Origin of the sequence: Variovorax sp. PAMC26660 (assembly GCF_014302995.1) — a bacterium.
GTDB lineage: Bacteria > Pseudomonadota > Gammaproteobacteria > Burkholderiales > Burkholderiaceae_C > Variovorax.
Genome location: NZ_CP060295.1, coordinates 4,366,735 through 4,381,995, shown reverse-complemented (window position 1 = coordinate 4,381,995; position 15,261 = coordinate 4,366,735). Strand labels below are relative to the sequence as shown.

Here is a 15,261-nt window from a genome sequence, read left to right as displayed (position 1 = left end):
CCGCATCAACAACCTTTTGCCGAAGCCCCTCATGAGCAGCATGTTCAAGCCCAAAGACTGGAAAAACATTCCCCGCAAGGCGCTGAGCGCCACCGAGATCGTTTCGGGCCTCGCCCAGCTCGAGGGCTGGAAGCTCACGGGCGACGGCGCCGATGTCGCCATCGAGAAGACCTTCACCTTCGCCAACTACTTCGAGACCATCGCCTTCGTGAACGCGCTGGCCTTCGTGGCGCACACGCAAGACCATCACCCCGACCTGTCGGTGCACTACAACCGCTGTGTGGTGCGCTTCAACACGCATGACGTGGGCGGCCTGTCGGTCACCGACTTCGATTGCGCACGACAAGCCAACGCGCTGGTCGCGAGCTCCGCCGCATGACGGAACGCGCCTGTGGCTAAACCGGCCCGCGCCACTGCCTCTGCAGCCACTGCTGCAAAGACACTCCACGATGGTCTCGTCGTTGCCAGCCATGGGCGTCATTGCCTTGTCGAAACGCCAGCCGGAGAGCGGCTGATCTGCCACCCGCGCGGCAAGAAGAGCCAGGCCGTCGTCGGCGACCGCGTGCGCTGGCAGGCCACCGAGGACGAAGGCACCATCGAAGAGGTGCTGCCGCGTCGCAACCTCTTTTATCGACAGGACGAGATTCGCACCAAATCTTTTGCGGCCAACCTCGACCACGTGCTGATCCTGATCGCGGCCGAGCCGGAGTTCTCAGAGCATCAACTGGCGCGTGCGCTGATCGCGGCGCAGGCCGAGCGCATCACACCGATCATCGCGCTCAACAAGAGTGACCTCGTCGAGCCCTTCGGGCGTGCGTGGAACAAGCTGGCGCCCTATCGCCGCATGCATCACGGTGTGCTGCCGCTGTCGCTGAAGGCTTCGGGCGAGGCGGACTACGCCTCGCTGATGAAGCTTCTTTCTGGCAAAACCACCCTTGTGCTCGGGCCCTCAGGCTCGGGCAAAAGCACCCTGACCAACCTGCTGGTGCCCGGCGCGACCGTGTTGACGCAAGAGATTTCGCAGGCGCTGAACTCAGGCAAGCACACGACCACCAGCACCACCTGGTACTGGATCGACGAAGCGCGCACCACCGGCCTGATCGACTCGCCGGGCTTCCAGGAGTTCGGACTGAATCACATCGAGCCGATGCAGCTTGCCGGCTTGATGCCCGACATTGCCGAGCACATGGGCGATTGCAAGTTCTACAACTGCACTCACCTGCACGAGCCGGGCTGCGGCGTGATCGCCAACGTGGCTTCGGCCGCAAACACGGCGCCGGGCGCCATCAGCGCCAGCCGCTACAAGATCTACGGCGAGCTGTTCGCCGAGCTGAGCCAGAAGCGGTACTGAAGCCGGGCGTCAGCTCAGCCAGACGCGATACGACTTCCAGGTCGGATCGAACGCAAGGTCAAGCCTGACCGGCAACTCCGACTCCACCTGAAGCGATTGCGCATGCGCAATCGCCGCCTCCGGATTGGCCACGTGGAAGTGGATGGTGCGAACACCCTCCTCCAGCACGACGTGCGTGCAGCAGCCTTCCCCGTGCGTCTGCAGCAGTGCGGTCAGCCGGTCTTCGTAGACACGCGCCTCGTCCAGCTCTTCACCCGATTCGACGGGGATGGCGGCCGAGAGCCGATGCCCCAGGTCCGCACGCCCGAGCAGCGCATTCGCGGCATCGTTGCGCATCACGACCGCCTCGACCTCGCTGCCGTCCTCGGCCGTGCGCGTGGCGGTCAGGCCGGACCAGTCATGCTCGCCGGTGGGAAACACGCCGGTGTGGCCAAGATCCTCGCGCCAGCACGCGTCGAACAGATGCACGAAATCATCGAGCGGCACACCATCGAAACTCGCATGTGCATCGGCCTCGATATGGTCGACCGCACCGACTTTCACGGCGAAGTCGTACTCGCCCAGAATGTGGTCGAGCATGATCAGGCTCATGTGGCGCGCGTGGTCGCGCATGTCCATTGGAATGGGTTTGGCAAAGCCGATCTCCAGCGCCACCCGGCCCCTGTAGGGCTCCTGCTTCACGAGAACGTCCGAGCAAGCGAGCTCGAAGTCGTTCATGCGCATACTGAAACCTTCGCTCATTCGCTGCCGGAAGGCCTCCACTTCGACCTGGGGCAACGCGGGCGCGCTCTGCACCAGCGCCATGAGGTCTTCGAAATCGTCCTCGGCGCCTTGCGCCGTCAACACGAGCTTGAAGGCTGGCGGATCGCCCATCACCTCGGCCGCCAGATTTGGAAAGAAGGGCTGCAGCAGCTCATTCAGCGCCCCCACCAGTTCGTGGCCCGACAAGGAACGCAGGCTCTCGAGGCGGTCGCTCAAGGCTTGCCAGAAAGATGCGCAGGCGACAGCGCGCGGATCGGTGGGAATGCTCGACATCGACAAAACTTCTCTCAGGGGTTTCAGGTGAAGATTTCTTGCAGGTGCTGCACGAGCACGCCGCACTGCTCGCGCGTACCGATGCTGATGCGCAGGTACTGTGCGATGCGCGGCTGCTTGAAGTGCCGCACCAGCACCGCGCGCTCACGCAGCAGCGCCGCCAGTTCGGCCGCGTCGCGTCGCGGATGGTGCGCGAACACGAAATTGGCCTGCGAGGGCAGCACGTCGAAACCCAGGTCTTCGAGCTGGAGGCTGAGCCCCTCGCGGGTGTCGGCGATCTTGTCGCAGGTGGTCTTGAACCACGCCTCGTCATCGAGTGCCGCCACGGCACCCGCCGATGCCAAGCGGTCGAGCGGGTAGGAATTGAAGCTGTCCTTGACGCGCACCAACGCGTCGATCAGGTGCGACTGGCCACAGGCGAAACCGACCCGCAGGCCGGCCAGCGCACGTGACTTCGAGAGGGTGTGCACCACGAGCAGGTTCGGGTACTTGCCGATCAGCGGCAGCGCGCTCTCGCCGCCGAAATCGACGTACGCCTCGTCGACCAGCACCACGCGATCGGGACAAGACGCGAGAAGTTGCTCGATGCGCGACAGCGGCAGCCCGATGCCGGTGGGCGCATTCGGATTCGCGAGCACGATGCCGCCGCAGCCGCGACGGGCGCGCGCCGCGATGGCTTCGACATCGATGCGCAGGCCGTCATCGACCGGCTGCAGCTCACAGGCAATGCCGTAGAGCTGGGCATAGACCTTGTAGAAGCTGTAGCTCACATCCGGCATCAGCAATGGCTCGGCCTGCTGGAAGAAAGCGAAGAAGGCGTGTGCCAGCACTTCGTCCGAGCCGTTGCCCGCGAAGACCTGATCGGCCTGCAGCCCGTGCCGGCGCGCGACCGCTTCACGCAGCGCGAGCGAGGTGGGATCGGGGTAGCGCTCCAGGCCGTTCGCGGCCGCACGCTGGATCGCCTCAACGGCGTTCGGCGACGGCGGGTACGGGTTCTCGTTGGTGTTGAGCTTGACGAGGTTCTGGATGTGCGGCTGCTCGCCGGGCACGTAGGGTTCGAGCGCGCCGATGCGCGGGCTCCAGAAGACCGGCACTGCGGTGGTCATGGCGTTTTCCGGTCGCTCAGCCCAGCAGGCGAGCGAGTGTGAGCAAGGCCAGCAGCACCATCCACATCACGACCGAGCGCCAGACTAGGCCGACCACGCTGCGCAGGTGGCCGGGCTCGGGCTCGCGCCCCGGCGTGCTGCCGCTGTCGGGCGGGCGACCGTCCGCAATGGAATCGCCGGCTTGCGCGCGTGGCAACGGGTCGAGCGTCGGGATGGGGCTCAGCGAGCCGCCGCCCAGACGCACATTCACTGCACCGGAGGTGGCGGCCAGAATCACACCATCGTTCTCGTTCGGGAAGCGCCGCGCGTCGTTGCGCCAGCAATCGATCGCTTCCTCGAAGCTGCCGACCACGGCAAAACCCAGGGCCGTGATGCGCGCCGGCAGCCAGTCGATCGCGTGCCAGGCGCCGTCTGCGGCCTCTTGCACCGACACGCTCGAGGGTTGCACCGCAGCGCCGTTCTTGTGCGCCCAGTAGCGCGCAACGAACTCGCTCATGCGATAGAACACCGCGCCGGCCGGCCCGAGACCGATGGCCGCGATCACCGAGAACCAGGCCAGCACGCCGAACACATGGCGATGCGCAGCGATCACCGAATGCTCGATGACGTGGCGCACGATTTCGCTGCGTGGCAAGTCGGCGGCATCGACACCCTGCCAGTGCGCCAGCAGCGAGCGCGCGAGCGGCTCGTCGCCTTCGTCGAGCGCATCGCGAATGTCGGTGAAGTGATGGCTGAACTGGCGAAAGCCCAGCGTGACGTAGAGCACCGCGATGCTCCAGAGCACTGCGAACGGCAGGCCCAATGTGAGCACCAGCAGCCAGTGCACGCCCAGCGCCACGAGCGTGGGCAAGAACACGGCAAGCCCCCATGCGATCCAACCGTGATGCGGCTTACCCGCGTCGAAGTTGCGGCTGGTCCAGCGTGTCCACGCCAGAACGCTGCCGTACACGGGGTTGCGCGGGCCCAACGGCCGCACCTGCTCGATCAGCAACGCGCACAGGATGGCAAAGAAGCTCATCCTTCGATGATAGCGAGAGAGCCTGAAGATTCAGGCCGAATTCAAACCCGATTCAAGCAGCGAGGAAGCGATAGAGATTGCGCAGCATACCGGCGGTCGCACCCCAGACGAAGCGTTCGTCGGGCCCATCTTGGTAAGGCATCGAGTACCACTCGCGCTTGCGGCCGTCGGTGGCGCTCACGGCATGGCGGCGATGGTTGGCGGGGTCCATCAGCCAGGCCAGCGGCACCTCGAAGGCCTGGGCCACTTCGTAGGGATTGATCGTGAGCTCGAAGTCGGGCTGCACCAGCGCAACCACCGGCGTCACGATGAACGAGGTCACCGTGGTGTAGGTCGGAAGGCTCCCCAGCACTTCGATGAATTGCGCCGAGAGCCCCACCTCTTCCCAGGCCTCGCGCAATGCGGCGGCCGCGATGTTGGCGTCTTCCGGATCGACACGTCCGCCCGGAAACGCCACCTGGCCCGAATGGTTCGACAGGTGCGTGGTGCGCTCGGTCAACAGCACGGTCGCGCCTTGCGGGCGCTGCACGATCGGCACGAGCACGGCCGCTTGCGCCGGTGCACGGTCGACCATTCGCGGTTCGCGGCGCAACTCGGGCGTCCACTCCGGCGGCGTGGCAAAGCGTGCCCGCAGCGCTTGTGCCGTCAGTTGCGCGGGCGATACCGCCGGCAAACCATCGCTGCCATCCATGAAGGGCGCCTCGCGCGGGTCGAACTGCAGCAGCGTGGGCGGGACCACGGCATTCACGGGTTCGAGGGGCAAGGATTGCGCGGGGACGGAAGTGGTGGTCAAGAGATGCGTTGGCCGGTAACAGGGTAGGTGGAGTAGAGCGTAAAAAGGTGACGCTGTCTTTTGTGCGAAGCACCAATGCAAAAAGCCGCCAGAGCGGCGGCTTTTCTTGCACGACAGGAGCAGCTTATTTGGCTGCAGCCGTCGACTTGCTCGGCAGCTTTTCCTTGATACGTGCCGAGCGGCCGCTGCGTTCACGCAGGTAGTACAGCTTGGCGCGGCGCACATCGCCACGACGCTTGACTTCGATGCCGGCGATCAGCGGGCTGTAGGTCTGGAACGTACGCTCCACGCCTTCGCCGCTGGAGATCTTGCGAACGGTGAAGCCGCTGTTGAGGCCACGGTTGCGCTTGGCGATCACGACGCCTTCGTAGGCCTGCACGCGCTTGCGGGTGCCTTCGACGACGCTCACGCTGACGATGACCGTGTCACCGGGCATGAAATTAGGAATGGTCTTGCCGAGGCGGGCAATTTCTTCCTGCTCGAGGGTTTCAATGAGGTTCATGATTTCCTGATGTTCGATCGTGTCGGGCTACACAAAAGGCGCTGTTGGCATCCATCGCTTGAGCGACGAAAAGACCAGGCGCGGCCGGGCAGAGGATCGGGCAGCCGAAGATTATAGCTTTTTTTTCAGCGCGGCCTCGTCGGCCTTGCCCAGAAGGCCGGCAGCACGGGCTGCATCGATCAGGTCGGGGCGCCGCGCGGCTGTCATGGCCAGGCGCTGGTCGCGCCGCCAGCGCTCGATCTGCGCATGATGGCCCGAGAGCAGCGGCGCGGGAACGCCCTGCCCGTTCCATTGCTCGGGCCGCGTGTAATGCGGGCAATCGAGCAGGCCATCGAGCGCGGGGTTGAAGCTGTCCTGCACGTGGCTGGCCTCGTCGCCGAGCACACCGGGCTGCAGCCGGGCGACAGCATCGAGCAACGCCATCGCGGCAATCTCGCCACCCGAGAGAACGAAGTCGCCAAGGCTGATCTGATGGGTGACGCGCGCATCGATGAAGCGCTGGTCGATGCCTTCATAACGGCCGCAAACCAGCACTGCGCCCTCGCTAGCGGACCAGCGTTCGACCGCCTCATGGCGCAGCGCCTCGCCAATGGGAGAAAACAGCACGACAGGCGCCTGCGCGCCGCGCGCGGCCATGGCCGCGTCGAGGCAGGCGGTGAGTGGCTCCGCCATCATCACCATGCCGGGACCGCCGCCGAAGGGGCGATCGTCCACACGCTTGTAATTGCCTTGTGCGAAATCACGCGGATTCCAGAGCACGACCTCGACCTGCTTCGATTCGTAGGCGCGGCGCGTCACGCCGCTGGCCATGAAGGGCGCAAACAGCTCGGGAAACAGGGTGAGGATGTCGAAGCGCATGCGCGCAAGACCCGAATCAGTATTCGGGTTGCCAGTCGACCGTGATCAGCCGGCCGGGCAGGTCGACCTTGTCGACGAAGACCGAGACGAAGGGCACCATGCGTTCGATGGCCTTGCCGTCTTCTTCGGCCGTCAGCACCAGCGTGGTCTGCGGGCCGGTGGCGAGCAGTTCGCGCACCGTGCCGAGCACCACGCCTTCGCGGTTGACGACCGACAGGCCGATCAGATCGACCCAGTAATACTCGTCGACGCTCGCCGTCGGGAAGCTCGAGCGCGGCACGAAGATGCGCGCGCCGCGCAGGGCCTCGGCCGCATTGCGGTCAGGCACGTCTTCGGACGAGGCAACGATGCTGTCGGAGTGTTCTTTGGCTTCGCGAATCGCGAGCCGGAAAGCGGCGTTTGCAGAGGCTCCGGGAGCCTGCAGAAACCAGCGCTTGGAAGAGAAAAGCGCCTCGGGCTGGGCGCTATGGGGAAGAACCTTGAACCAGCCCTTGATGCCCCATGCATCGGCGATGCGTCCTACCTCGATCGCATCCGCCGGCAATTCGGCGGCTTCGAGTGTGGGCAACATCGCCGTGCGGGACGGCTTAAGCCGCCGCCTTGGGCGCTGCGGCTGCAGCTTGCTTGATCAGGCGCATGACCGTGGGCGAAGCCTGGGCGCCAACGCTCTTCCAGTAGGTCAGACGGTCCTGGGCAATGCGGATGCTTTCTTCGTTTTCCTTTGCGGTCGGGTTGTAGAAACCCAGGCGCTCGATGAAACGGCCATCGCGGCGAACGCGCTTGTCCGACACGACGATGTTGAAGAACGGACGGCCTTTGGAGCCGCCGCGGGAAAGTCGAATGACGACCATGATTTATCCTTGGGTGGTGCAACAGGCCGACTCTCTAGCTGAGAAGGCCCGGTCACAATGTTCTTCCAGCGTCGAGACACGCGACATGGCCACCCGGCCAGCGACACGCTGAAAAGCCTGCGATTATAGCCCGCTCCGCGTTTTCTCCGAATATTCGGCTCCGCGCCGTCTCTTTTCCACCGCATGACCCTCACCATTCGCCCCAGCCGCGACGACGACGTCGCGGCCATCACGGCCATCTACGCCCACCATGTGCTGCACGGCACGGGCACTTTCGAGACCGAGGCGCCCTCGGCCGCCGACATGGCTGCACGCCGCGCCGACGTGCTCGGCAAGAACCTGCCCTACCTGGTCGCGGAAGAACGTGGCGAGGTGCTGGGCTTTGCCTACTGCAACTGGTTCAAGCCGCGCCCGGCCTACCGTTTCTCGGCCGAAGACTCGATCTACATGTCGGAGTCAGCACGCGGCAAGGGTCTGGGTGCCAAGCTGCTGGCGTCGCTCTCGCAGGCTGCCGAGGCTGTCGGCGTTCGCAAGCTGATCGCGGTGATCGGCGACTCCGCCAACGCCGGCTCGGTCGGCGTGCACCGCAGCCAGGGCTTCACCCACGTGGGTGTACTCAAGGATTGCGGCTGGAAGTTCGGAGAATGGCGCGACGTGGTCCTGATGGAAAAAGTGCTCGGCGAAGGCAGCACAACAAAACCCGAATGAAAAACAAAACAACCGCAGCCTGGCTCTCTTTCCTCGGTGGCCCCCTGGGGCTGCACCGCTTTTACCTGCGCGGCATGGGCGACCTGCTCGGCTGGCTGCTGCCCATTCCTACGGCGCTGGGCATCTACGGCATCGAGCGTGTGCGCATGTACGGCGTGGACGACGGGCTGAGCTGGGGGCTGATTCCACTGCTGGGCTTCACCATTGCAGGCTGCGCGCTGATGGCCATCATCTATGGCCTCATGACGCCCGAGAAATGGAATGCCCGCTTCAACGCAAGCGCACCGACGGATGCCAAACCAGGTCAGACGAACTGGTTCACCATCGGCGCCGTGGTGCTCTCGCTCTTCTTCGGCAGCACGATCCTGATGGCCAGCATCGTGTTCAGCTTCCAGCGCTACTTCGAGCACCAGATCGAAGAAGGCCGGAAGATTTCACAGTAGTCCTCAGAACAACTGCATGCTGACCCAGTAGGCAATCGCGGCAACGAAGGCCGAGGCGGGGATCGTGAAGATCCACGCCCAGACGATGTTGCCAGCCACGCCCCAGCGCACCGCGCTCGCGCGCTGCACAGAGCCCACACCGACGATGGCGCCCGTGATGGTGTGCGTGGTGGACACCGGGATGCCCAGCGCCGTCGCCAGGAACAGCGTCAGCGCGCCGCCCGTTTCCGCACAGAAGCCGCCCACCGGTTTCAGCTTGGTGATCTTCTGCCCCATCGTCTTCACGATGCGCCAGCCACCGAACATGGTGCCCAACGCGATCGCGGTGTAGCAGCTCACGATGACCCAGCTCGGCGGCGTCGCATCGCTGGCAGACGCATAGCCGGTGGCAATCAACAGCATCCAGATGATGCCGATGGTCTTCTGCGCGTCGTTACCGCCGTGACCCAGGCTGTAGGCACCGGCCGAAACCAGCTGCAACCGCCGGAACCAGCGGTCCACGCGCGAAGGCGTGGCGCGCCGGAAACCCCAGGCCACCACAACCATCATCATCGAGCCCAGCAGGAAGCCCAGCAGCGGCGACACGAAGATGAACGCCACCGTCTTCCAGATGCCCGAGGCCACCAGGCCGCCGGTGCCCGTCTTGGCGATCACCGCACCCACGATGCCGCCGATCAGCGCATGCGAGGAACTGCTCGGAATGCCGTAGTACCAAGTCACGAGGTTCCAGCTGATCGCCCCGATGAGCGCGCCGAACACCACATGCACATCGACCACCCCAGGCTGGGCGATGCCCTTGCCCACCGTGGCCGCCACGCTCAGGTGGAAGATGAAGATCGCGATCAGGTTGAAGAAGGCCGCGAACACCACGGCCTGCCCCGGCTTGAGCACGCCGGTGGACACCACCGTCGCGATCGAATTGGCGGCGTCGTGAAACCCGTTCATAAAGTCGAACAGGATCGCGAGCACGACCAGCACTATCACCACCCAAAGGGCGACCTGAACCGTTGCCATCGATGGCTACCCGCTCAGGAGTTCTCGAGGACGATGCCCTCGATCACGTTGGCCACGTCTTCGCACTTGTCGGTGATCGTCTCGAGCAATTCGTAGATTGCCTTGAGCTTGATCACCTCGCGCACATCGGGCTCCTCGCGGAACAGCTTGCTCATGGCGCTGCGCATCACGCGGTCGGCGTCCGATTCGAGGCGGTCGATTTCCTCGCAGGTCTTGAGCACCGCCTCGGCCACGGCCGGGTCGGCGATCTTGCCGAGGAACTTGACGGCGTCCTTCAGGCGGTCGCAGCACTTCACGCTCAGGGCCGTGAGGCGCACGATCTCGTCGGTCATGTGGCGCACGTCGTACAGCGCCATGGTCTCGGCCGAGTCCTGGATCAGGTCGGCAACGTCGTCCATCGTGTTGATGAGCTTGTGGATCTGCTCACGATCGATGGGCGTGATGAAGGTCTTGTGGATCAGCCGGTTGACGTCATGCGTCACGCGGTCGGCAGCGCGCTCGGCGTTGTCGACATCGCGGTTGTACTGCTCTCGCAGATGCACGTCGTTGTAGTTGGCGACGAGTTGCTCGAACGCCCTCGCCGCCTCCACGATGCGCTCGGCGTGCTGGTTGAACATCTCGAAGAAATTGCCCTCGCGGGGCAGCAGCTTGCCGAACATGGAAACTCCTGGGATGCGTCAATCACAATTTCATGACGCCTTCATGAAAAACCGGCGAAGTTTAACGGGCGCGCAAGCCTGACCCGTTCGGACCGGCTTTTCGGGACCCCTGAAACGCTCGAAATTCAGGCCGGCAAGCGCAAAACCGGCAGGTGCCAGCCACCGTAGATGCCGCCCATGCGAAGCGCCACGATCAGCAGCACGCCCGCATGAAAGGCCCAGCGGCGCGGCGCACCGACCGCCTGAAGCAGCAGGTAGGCCGCAATGCCCGCGATGGCGGCCGAGCCGTAGATGCCACTGCTCAGCAGCAACGGAATTCGGGCGGTGAACACGTCGCGCAACAGGCCGCCGGCCGCGCCGGTCATGGTGCCGACCAGCATCACGATGACGGCCGGCAGGCGCCGCTCCTCGGCCACCTGTGCACCGGTGATGGCGAACAAGCCGAGCCCCAGTGCGTCGGCCACGGCCAATGCGTGCTCGGGCAGCGGCATCAGGTGCACCCACGCGATCGTGAGCGCCGCTGCCGCCAGGATCACGTAGACATAGCGGGTGTCTCGAATCCAGAACACCGGATGGCGGTCGAGCAGCAGGTCACGCAGCGTGCCGCCGCCCACCGCGGTGACCGAAGCGATCACCACCACGCCCAGCCAGTCGAGCCCCGCATGGCCGGCCCCCAATGCCCCACTGACCGCGAAGACCGCCACACCGGCGAGATCGAGGACGTAGAGCAGCACGGCCGTCTAGACGATGCGCTTGACCACCTGGCCCGTGACACGTGCCAGCGCTGCGCGCGGCACCTTGTCGGGCGCAATTTCTGCGAGCGGCTTCAGCACGAAGGCGCGCTCGCGCATGCGGGGATGCGGCAGGGTCAGCGTCGGCGTGTCGATCACCGAGTTGCCGTGCATCAGCAGGTCGAGATCGAGCGTGCGCGGCGCATTGGGAAAAGGCCGCTCGCGGCCGGCCTGCGTCTCCAGGCGCTGCAAAGCCACGAGAAACTGCTCGGCATCCAGCCCGGTGCGCACAGCCACCACGGCATTGACGAAATCAGGACCTTCGGCATCCACCGGCTCACTGCGATAGAGCGACGAGCGGGCCGTCACCTGGGTTCGCTGCAGCGCGCCGATCGCGGCCATGGCCGCCTTCACGGCCGCCTCGGCATCGCCCAGGTTCGCGCCGATGGCGACGAAGGCCTGCACGGTCGGGTAGTCCTCGCGCGGACCGCGCGGGCGGCGCACGGGGGCACCAGCAGGCGCACGGCGTGCGGGCGGGCCGCTTCTGGCGCCAGCCGACGGCGGCTTGGCACCGCCCGCGCGCGGCGGTGCGGACTTCTTGGCCGGGGTCTTGGTTGCGGGGCTCTTCCTGCCGTCCTTCGGCTGGCCGGACGTGCTCATTCGGCCGCGGCGCTCCCGCCGCCCTCACTGCTGCTGCCGCCACCGGGGCGCGGTTTGTTGCGACGACGCCGGCGCTTGCGCGGCGCCGCGGCCTCGCCATCGGGCGGCACGGCGCCAGCCTCGACTTCAACCTCGTCGTCCTGCTCGGAATCCTGGTCATCCCGGCTCTGCGGACGTGCGGCCGGCTCATTGCGTGGTTTTGCCGGCGCGGGGTCGCGCACACGCACGCGCTGGCGCACCTTCTGCTCTTCACGCACCTGCTCCAGCAGGTCCTGGCGGCGCAGGTCGTCGGCGGTGCTGAACTCTTGCCACCACTCGGCAATGGCCTCGCTGACCTCGCCCACATCGGCCCGCAGCCGCATGAAGTCGAAGGCGGCACGAAAGCGCGCCTGCTCGACGAGGCTGTAGGGCGTGGAGCCAGTGCGCTTGTCGAAGCGCGGCTGCATCATCCAGATCTCGCGCATGTCTGCGGCCAGCTTGCCGCGGCCCGACACGTCGCCGATGCGCGCATTGAACACGTCGTCGATGGCGTCCTGCAGCGCCGGGAACGGCGCCTGCGGGCGCTGGCCGCGCTGGCCTTCCTGGCGCTGGGCCCAGCCATCGCGCACGTCGGCCCACAGCACGCAGGCCAGCAGGAAGCTGGGCGCCACGGGCTTGCCTTCGCCCACGCGGCGGTCGGTGTCCTGCAGGGCCGCCTTCACGAAGGGCTGGTCGGCACGCTCGACCACCACGTCGAGCAGCGGGTAGATGCCCTTGGCCAGCCCCAACTTGTTCAGTTGCTCGACCGTGGCAATTGCATGGCCGGTCTGCAACAACTTGAGCATTTCGTCGAACAAACGACTTTGCGGCACGTCGGCCAGCAGCTTGCTCGACTCGATCAGCGGCGCCGCCGTCTTGGCTTCCATCTTGAAGCCAAGGGCCGCGAGCTTGGCCGAGAAGCGGATCGCGCGAATGATGCGCACCGGATCTTCGCGGTAGCGCGTGGCCGGGTCGCCGATCATGCGCAGCGTGAGCTTCTGGGCGTCCTTGATGCCGTTGTGATAGTCGACCACGACCTGGTTGGCCGGGTCGTAGTACATGGCGTTGACGGTGAAGTCGCGGCGCGCCGCGTCTTCCTCCTGCGGACCCCAGACGTTGTCGCGCAGCACGCGGCCGCTGGCGTCGACGGCGTGCTTCATGCTCGCAAGCTCGCCCTTGCTGGTGCGCTCATTGCCCGCCACCTGCTCGGCGGCGGCGTTGTCCATGTAGGCGCGGAAGGTCGAGACCTCGATCACCTCATGCTCGCGACCACGGCCGTACACCACGTGCACGATGCGAAAGCGCCGTCCGATGATGAAGGCGCGGCGAAACAGCGATTTGACCTGCTCGGGCGTGGCGTTGGTGGCCACGTCGAAGTCTTTGGGGCGCAGCCCCAGCAGCAGGTCGCGCACCGCGCCACCCACCACATAGGCCTCGTACCCCGCCTGCTGCAGCGTGGTGACCACATTTTTCGCGCGTTCGTCGACCAGGGCCGGATCGATCTTGTGAACCTCTGCCGGCACCTCCTGGCGCTTGCCGAAGCGGCTCTTGCCCTGTGTGCTGCCGGCGGTCTTGCCGAGCAGCTTGTCGATGAATTTCTTGATCATTGTTGGTTGAAAGCCTTGTTCGCTCTTTTATTCGTTCTCGAGCATGGAGCGGATCAGCGGAATGGTGATCGCGCGTTGCGTCTGCAAGGCATAGCCGTCGAGCTGCGTGAGCAGCTCCATCAGGCTGCCCAGATCGCGGCTGAAGCGGTGAAGCATGTAGTCGAGCACGTCGTCGGACAGCATCACGCCGCGCGCATCGGCGGCCTGGCGCAGCACCGCGCGGCGTTCGCTTTCGCTCAGTACCTGCAGATGGAAGACATGGCCCCAGCCGAGGCGGGTGCGCAGGTCTTCGCGCAGCGGCAGGTCGGCCGGCGGCAAGGCGCCCGCACCCACCACGCCGCGCTGCAGGGTCTGGGCGTTGACGAACCAGTTGAAGGCCGCGTGCTGCTGCACCGCGGTGTAGAGGTGGACGTCGTCGAGCAGGACGGCGCCCCAGCGCTCGTCGAACTCGGGCGGCTCCAGCAGGCCGGCGTGGAGCCAGCCCACGCTGGCGCCCTGCTCGCGCAGTGCGACACGCACCGATTCGAGCAGATGGGTCTTGCCACTGCCGCTTTCGCCCCAAAGATAGGTCGGCACCGGCGAGTGCAGCACAGGGCTGCCGGCGCTGCCCGCCCACAGTTGCAGGTGGCTGAGCGCCGCCTCGTTGGGGCCGGCAAAAAAGGCGTCGAAGCTGGGGCCCGTCGCAATGCCGATATCGAGCGCGAGCTGTTTCATCCCGGGAAGGTTCATGGAGGGGGCCGCTGGGGCCCTTAAAATCGTGAGGAATTCTATCGGCCCGGCCGCCTCGGTTACCGGCGCCTCCCCCTTCGCCCTCTGTTCGCCTCCTTCTCGACCTCGACCGCCCATGACTTCCCCCACGCCCACCCCGCTCAGCTACAAGGACGCCGGTGTCGATATCGATGCTGGCGACGCCCTGATCGACCGCATCAAGCCCCTGGCCAAGAAGACCCTGCGCGAAGGCGTGCTGGCCGGTATCGGCGGTTTCGGCGCCCTGTTCGAGGTGCCCAAGCGCTACAAAGAGCCGGTTCTGGTGAGCGGCACCGACGGCGTGGGCACCAAGCTCAAGCTGGCTTTTGAATGGAACATGCACGACACCGTCGGCATTGACCTCGTGGCCATGAGCGTCAACGACGTGCTGGTGCAAGGCGCCGAGCCCCTCTTCTTCCTCGACTACTTCGCCTGCGGCAAGCTGGACGTGGACACCGCCGCCGCGGTCATTGGCGGCATCGCCCGCGGCTGCGAGCTTTCGGGCTGCGCGCTGATCGGCGGCGAAACCGCCGAAATGCCCGGCATGTACCCCGCCGGCGAATACGACCTGGCGGGCTTTGCGGTCGGCGCGGTCGAAAAATCGAAAATCCTCACGGGCCAGAACGTCAAGCCCGGCGACGTGGTGCTCGGCCTGGCCTCGGCCGGCGTGCATTCCAACGGTTTCAGCCTGGTTCGCAAGGTGATCGAGCGCGCGGGCGCCGATTTGCCCGCCACCCTCGACGGCAAGCCCTTCCGCGAAGCCGTGATGGAGCCCACCCACCTGTATGTGAAGCCCGTGCTGGAAGCGCTGGCCAAACACCCGATCAAGGCATTGGCCCACATCACCGGTGGCGGCCTGCTCGAAAACATCCCGCGCGTGCTGCCCGAAGGCACGGCCGCCCATCTCAAGAAGGGCAGCTGGCCGCAGACCGAACTCTTCGCCTGGCTGCAGAAGGTCGCCGGCATCGACGACATCGAGATGAACCGCACCTTCAACAACGGCATCGGCATGGTCGTGGTGATCGACGCGGCCGAAGCCGCTGCCTGTGCCGCCACCCTGCGCGCCGCCGGTGAAACGGTGCACGACATCGGCGTGATCGCCGCGCGCGGCGAAGGCGCCGCGGTGGTCGTCGGCTGACCGCCGGCTTGCTCCGTCCACT

The 15,261-nt window shown here is 65.6% G+C and carries 19 protein-coding genes; 5 read left to right on the top strand and 14 right to left on the bottom strand.

Annotation, left to right across the window (positions count from 1 at the left end; translation table 11 throughout):
* Positions 1-31 precede the first annotated feature (31 nt).
* Together H7F35_RS20515 and rsgA are read left to right on the top strand one after the other, a co-directional pair.
* The gene (locus tag H7F35_RS20515; protein ID WP_187108429.1) at positions 32-379 is read left to right on the top strand and encodes a 4a-hydroxytetrahydrobiopterin dehydratase; all 348 of its coding nucleotides are present in this window, start codon (positions 32-34) and stop codon (positions 377-379) included.
* Positions 380-391: 12 nt separating this feature from the next.
* On the top strand, positions 392-1,351 hold the full coding sequence (rsgA, locus tag H7F35_RS20510) for a ribosome small subunit-dependent GTPase A (protein WP_187108428.1): 960 nt from the start codon (positions 392-394) through the stop codon (positions 1,349-1,351).
* Positions 1,352-1,360: 9 nt separating this feature from the next.
* On the opposite strand, the gene H7F35_RS20505 is transcribed toward rsgA, so the two are convergent.
* The 8 genes from H7F35_RS20505 to rpsP all read right to left on the bottom strand — a co-directional run bounded on the left by H7F35_RS20505 (position 1,361) and on the right by rpsP (position 7,514).
* On the bottom strand, positions 1,361-2,386 hold the full coding sequence (locus H7F35_RS20505; RefSeq protein ID WP_187108427.1) for a hypothetical protein: 1,026 nt from the start codon (positions 2,384-2,386) through the stop codon (positions 1,361-1,363).
* 23 nt (positions 2,387-2,409) lie between these two features.
* Complete coding sequence (hisC, locus tag H7F35_RS20500) at positions 2,410-3,492, bottom strand: histidinol-phosphate transaminase (protein ID WP_187108426.1); 1,083 nt, start codon at positions 3,490-3,492, stop codon at positions 2,410-2,412.
* A gap of 16 nt (positions 3,493-3,508) precedes the next feature.
* Positions 3,509-4,510, bottom strand: a complete 1,002-nt coding sequence (locus H7F35_RS20495) for a CobD/CbiB family protein (RefSeq protein WP_187108425.1) — start codon at positions 4,508-4,510, stop codon at positions 3,509-3,511.
* Between the two features lie 52 nt (positions 4,511-4,562).
* Positions 4,563-5,303: a CoA pyrophosphatase gene (locus H7F35_RS20490; RefSeq protein ID WP_187108424.1), complete on the bottom strand. Its 741-nt coding sequence runs from the start codon at positions 5,301-5,303 to the stop codon at positions 4,563-4,565.
* 124 nt (positions 5,304-5,427) lie between these two features.
* Positions 5,428-5,805: a 50S ribosomal protein L19 gene (gene rplS / locus H7F35_RS20485; protein WP_187108423.1), complete on the bottom strand. Its 378-nt coding sequence runs from the start codon at positions 5,803-5,805 to the stop codon at positions 5,428-5,430.
* Between the two features lie 111 nt (positions 5,806-5,916).
* Positions 5,917-6,663 (bottom strand): tRNA (guanosine(37)-N1)-methyltransferase TrmD, encoded by a 747-nt coding sequence (gene trmD / locus H7F35_RS20480; RefSeq protein WP_187108422.1) that lies wholly within the window; start codon positions 6,661-6,663, stop codon positions 5,917-5,919.
* Positions 6,664-6,679: 16 nt separating this feature from the next.
* Positions 6,680-7,234, bottom strand: coding sequence for a ribosome maturation factor RimM (gene rimM / locus H7F35_RS20475; RefSeq protein WP_187108421.1), 555 nt, complete (start codon positions 7,232-7,234; stop codon positions 6,680-6,682).
* Between the two features lie 16 nt (positions 7,235-7,250).
* Positions 7,251-7,514: a 30S ribosomal protein S16 gene (rpsP, locus tag H7F35_RS20470; RefSeq protein ID WP_187108420.1), complete on the bottom strand. Its 264-nt coding sequence runs from the start codon at positions 7,512-7,514 to the stop codon at positions 7,251-7,253.
* Positions 7,515-7,697: 183 nt separating this feature from the next.
* On the opposite strand from rpsP, the gene H7F35_RS20465 reads away from it, so the two are divergent.
* Both H7F35_RS20465 and H7F35_RS20460 read left to right on the top strand, forming a co-directional pair.
* Positions 7,698-8,222 carry a GNAT family N-acetyltransferase gene (locus H7F35_RS20465; RefSeq protein WP_187108419.1) on the top strand — a complete coding sequence of 175 codons (525 nt, stop codon included), beginning with the start codon at positions 7,698-7,700 and terminating at the stop codon, positions 8,220-8,222.
* Positions 8,219-8,665, top strand: a complete 447-nt coding sequence (locus tag H7F35_RS20460) for a hypothetical protein (RefSeq protein ID WP_187108418.1) — start codon at positions 8,219-8,221, stop codon at positions 8,663-8,665. Before H7F35_RS20465 ends, H7F35_RS20460 begins: the two co-directional genes overlap by 4 nt.
* A gap of 3 nt (positions 8,666-8,668) precedes the next feature.
* On the opposite strand, the gene H7F35_RS20455 is transcribed toward H7F35_RS20460, so the two are convergent.
* From H7F35_RS20455 to hda, 6 genes are all read right to left on the bottom strand, one after another.
* Complete coding sequence (locus H7F35_RS20455) at positions 8,669-9,679, bottom strand: inorganic phosphate transporter (RefSeq protein ID WP_187108417.1); 1,011 nt, start codon at positions 9,677-9,679, stop codon at positions 8,669-8,671.
* A gap of 14 nt (positions 9,680-9,693) precedes the next feature.
* A complete protein-coding gene (locus H7F35_RS20450; RefSeq protein ID WP_093434743.1) occupies positions 9,694-10,338 on the bottom strand; it encodes a DUF47 domain-containing protein in 645 nt (214 codons plus the stop codon).
* A gap of 125 nt (positions 10,339-10,463) precedes the next feature.
* Positions 10,464-11,072 carry a trimeric intracellular cation channel family protein gene (locus H7F35_RS20445; RefSeq protein ID WP_187108416.1) on the bottom strand — a complete coding sequence of 203 codons (609 nt, stop codon included), beginning with the start codon at positions 11,070-11,072 and terminating at the stop codon, positions 10,464-10,466.
* A gap of 6 nt (positions 11,073-11,078) precedes the next feature.
* Positions 11,079-11,729 (bottom strand): 2-amino-4-hydroxy-6-hydroxymethyldihydropteridine diphosphokinase, encoded by a 651-nt coding sequence (gene folK, locus H7F35_RS20440; protein ID WP_315970458.1) that lies wholly within the window; start codon positions 11,727-11,729, stop codon positions 11,079-11,081.
* Positions 11,726-13,354 (bottom strand): polynucleotide adenylyltransferase PcnB, encoded by a 1,629-nt coding sequence (gene pcnB, locus H7F35_RS20435; protein ID WP_187108415.1) that lies wholly within the window; start codon positions 13,352-13,354, stop codon positions 11,726-11,728. The genes folK and pcnB overlap by 4 nt, the downstream gene beginning before the upstream one ends.
* 27 nt (positions 13,355-13,381) lie before the next feature.
* Positions 13,382-14,068, bottom strand: coding sequence for a DnaA regulatory inactivator Hda (gene hda, locus H7F35_RS20430; protein WP_256327128.1), 687 nt, complete (start codon positions 14,066-14,068; stop codon positions 13,382-13,384).
* A gap of 130 nt (positions 14,069-14,198) precedes the next feature.
* Between hda and purM the strand changes: the two genes are divergently transcribed.
* Positions 14,199-15,239, top strand: a complete 1,041-nt coding sequence (gene purM / locus H7F35_RS20425) for a phosphoribosylformylglycinamidine cyclo-ligase (RefSeq protein ID WP_187108414.1) — start codon at positions 14,199-14,201, stop codon at positions 15,237-15,239.
* Positions 15,240-15,261 lie beyond the last annotated feature (22 nt).

Bases quoted from the DNA above. Each gene is read 5' to 3' on its own strand.
- rplS (WP_187108423.1), bottom strand. From the start codon at position 5,805: ATGAACCTCATTGAAACCCTCGAGCAGGAAGAAATTGCCCGCCTCGGC.
- pcnB (WP_187108415.1), bottom strand. From the start codon at position 13,354: ATGATCAAGAAATTCATCGACAAGCTGCTCGGCAAGACCGCCGGCAGC.
- H7F35_RS20515 (WP_187108429.1), top strand. From the start codon at position 32: ATGAGCAGCATGTTCAAGCCCAAAGACTGGAAAAACATTCCCCGCAAG.
- H7F35_RS20505 (WP_187108427.1), bottom strand. From the start codon at position 2,386: ATGTCGAGCATTCCCACCGATCCGCGCGCTGTCGCCTGCGCATCTTTC.
- purM (WP_187108414.1), top strand. From the start codon at position 14,199: ATGACTTCCCCCACGCCCACCCCGCTCAGCTACAAGGACGCCGGTGTC.
- H7F35_RS20465 (WP_187108419.1), top strand. From the start codon at position 7,698: ATGACCCTCACCATTCGCCCCAGCCGCGACGACGACGTCGCGGCCATC.
- H7F35_RS20455 (WP_187108417.1), bottom strand. From the start codon at position 9,679: ATGGCAACGGTTCAGGTCGCCCTTTGGGTGGTGATAGTGCTGGTCGTG.
- rimM (WP_187108421.1), bottom strand. From the start codon at position 7,234: ATGTTGCCCACACTCGAAGCCGCCGAATTGCCGGCGGATGCGATCGAG.
- H7F35_RS20460 (WP_187108418.1), top strand. From the start codon at position 8,219: ATGAAAAACAAAACAACCGCAGCCTGGCTCTCTTTCCTCGGTGGCCCC.
- H7F35_RS20450 (WP_093434743.1), bottom strand. From the start codon at position 10,338: ATGTTCGGCAAGCTGCTGCCCCGCGAGGGCAATTTCTTCGAGATGTTC.
- rpsP (WP_187108420.1), bottom strand. From the start codon at position 7,514: ATGGTCGTCATTCGACTTTCCCGCGGCGGCTCCAAAGGCCGTCCGTTC.
- H7F35_RS20495 (WP_187108425.1), bottom strand. From the start codon at position 4,510: ATGAGCTTCTTTGCCATCCTGTGCGCGTTGCTGATCGAGCAGGTGCGG.
- trmD (WP_187108422.1), bottom strand. From the start codon at position 6,663: ATGCGCTTCGACATCCTCACCCTGTTTCCCGAGCTGTTTGCGCCCTTC.
- folK (WP_315970458.1), bottom strand. From the start codon at position 11,729: ATGAGCACGTCCGGCCAGCCGAAGGACGGCAGGAAGAGCCCCGCAACC.
- hisC (WP_187108426.1), bottom strand. From the start codon at position 3,492: ATGACCACCGCAGTGCCGGTCTTCTGGAGCCCGCGCATCGGCGCGCTC.
- hda (WP_256327128.1), bottom strand. From the start codon at position 14,068: ATGAAACAGCTCGCGCTCGATATCGGCATTGCGACGGGCCCCAGCTTC.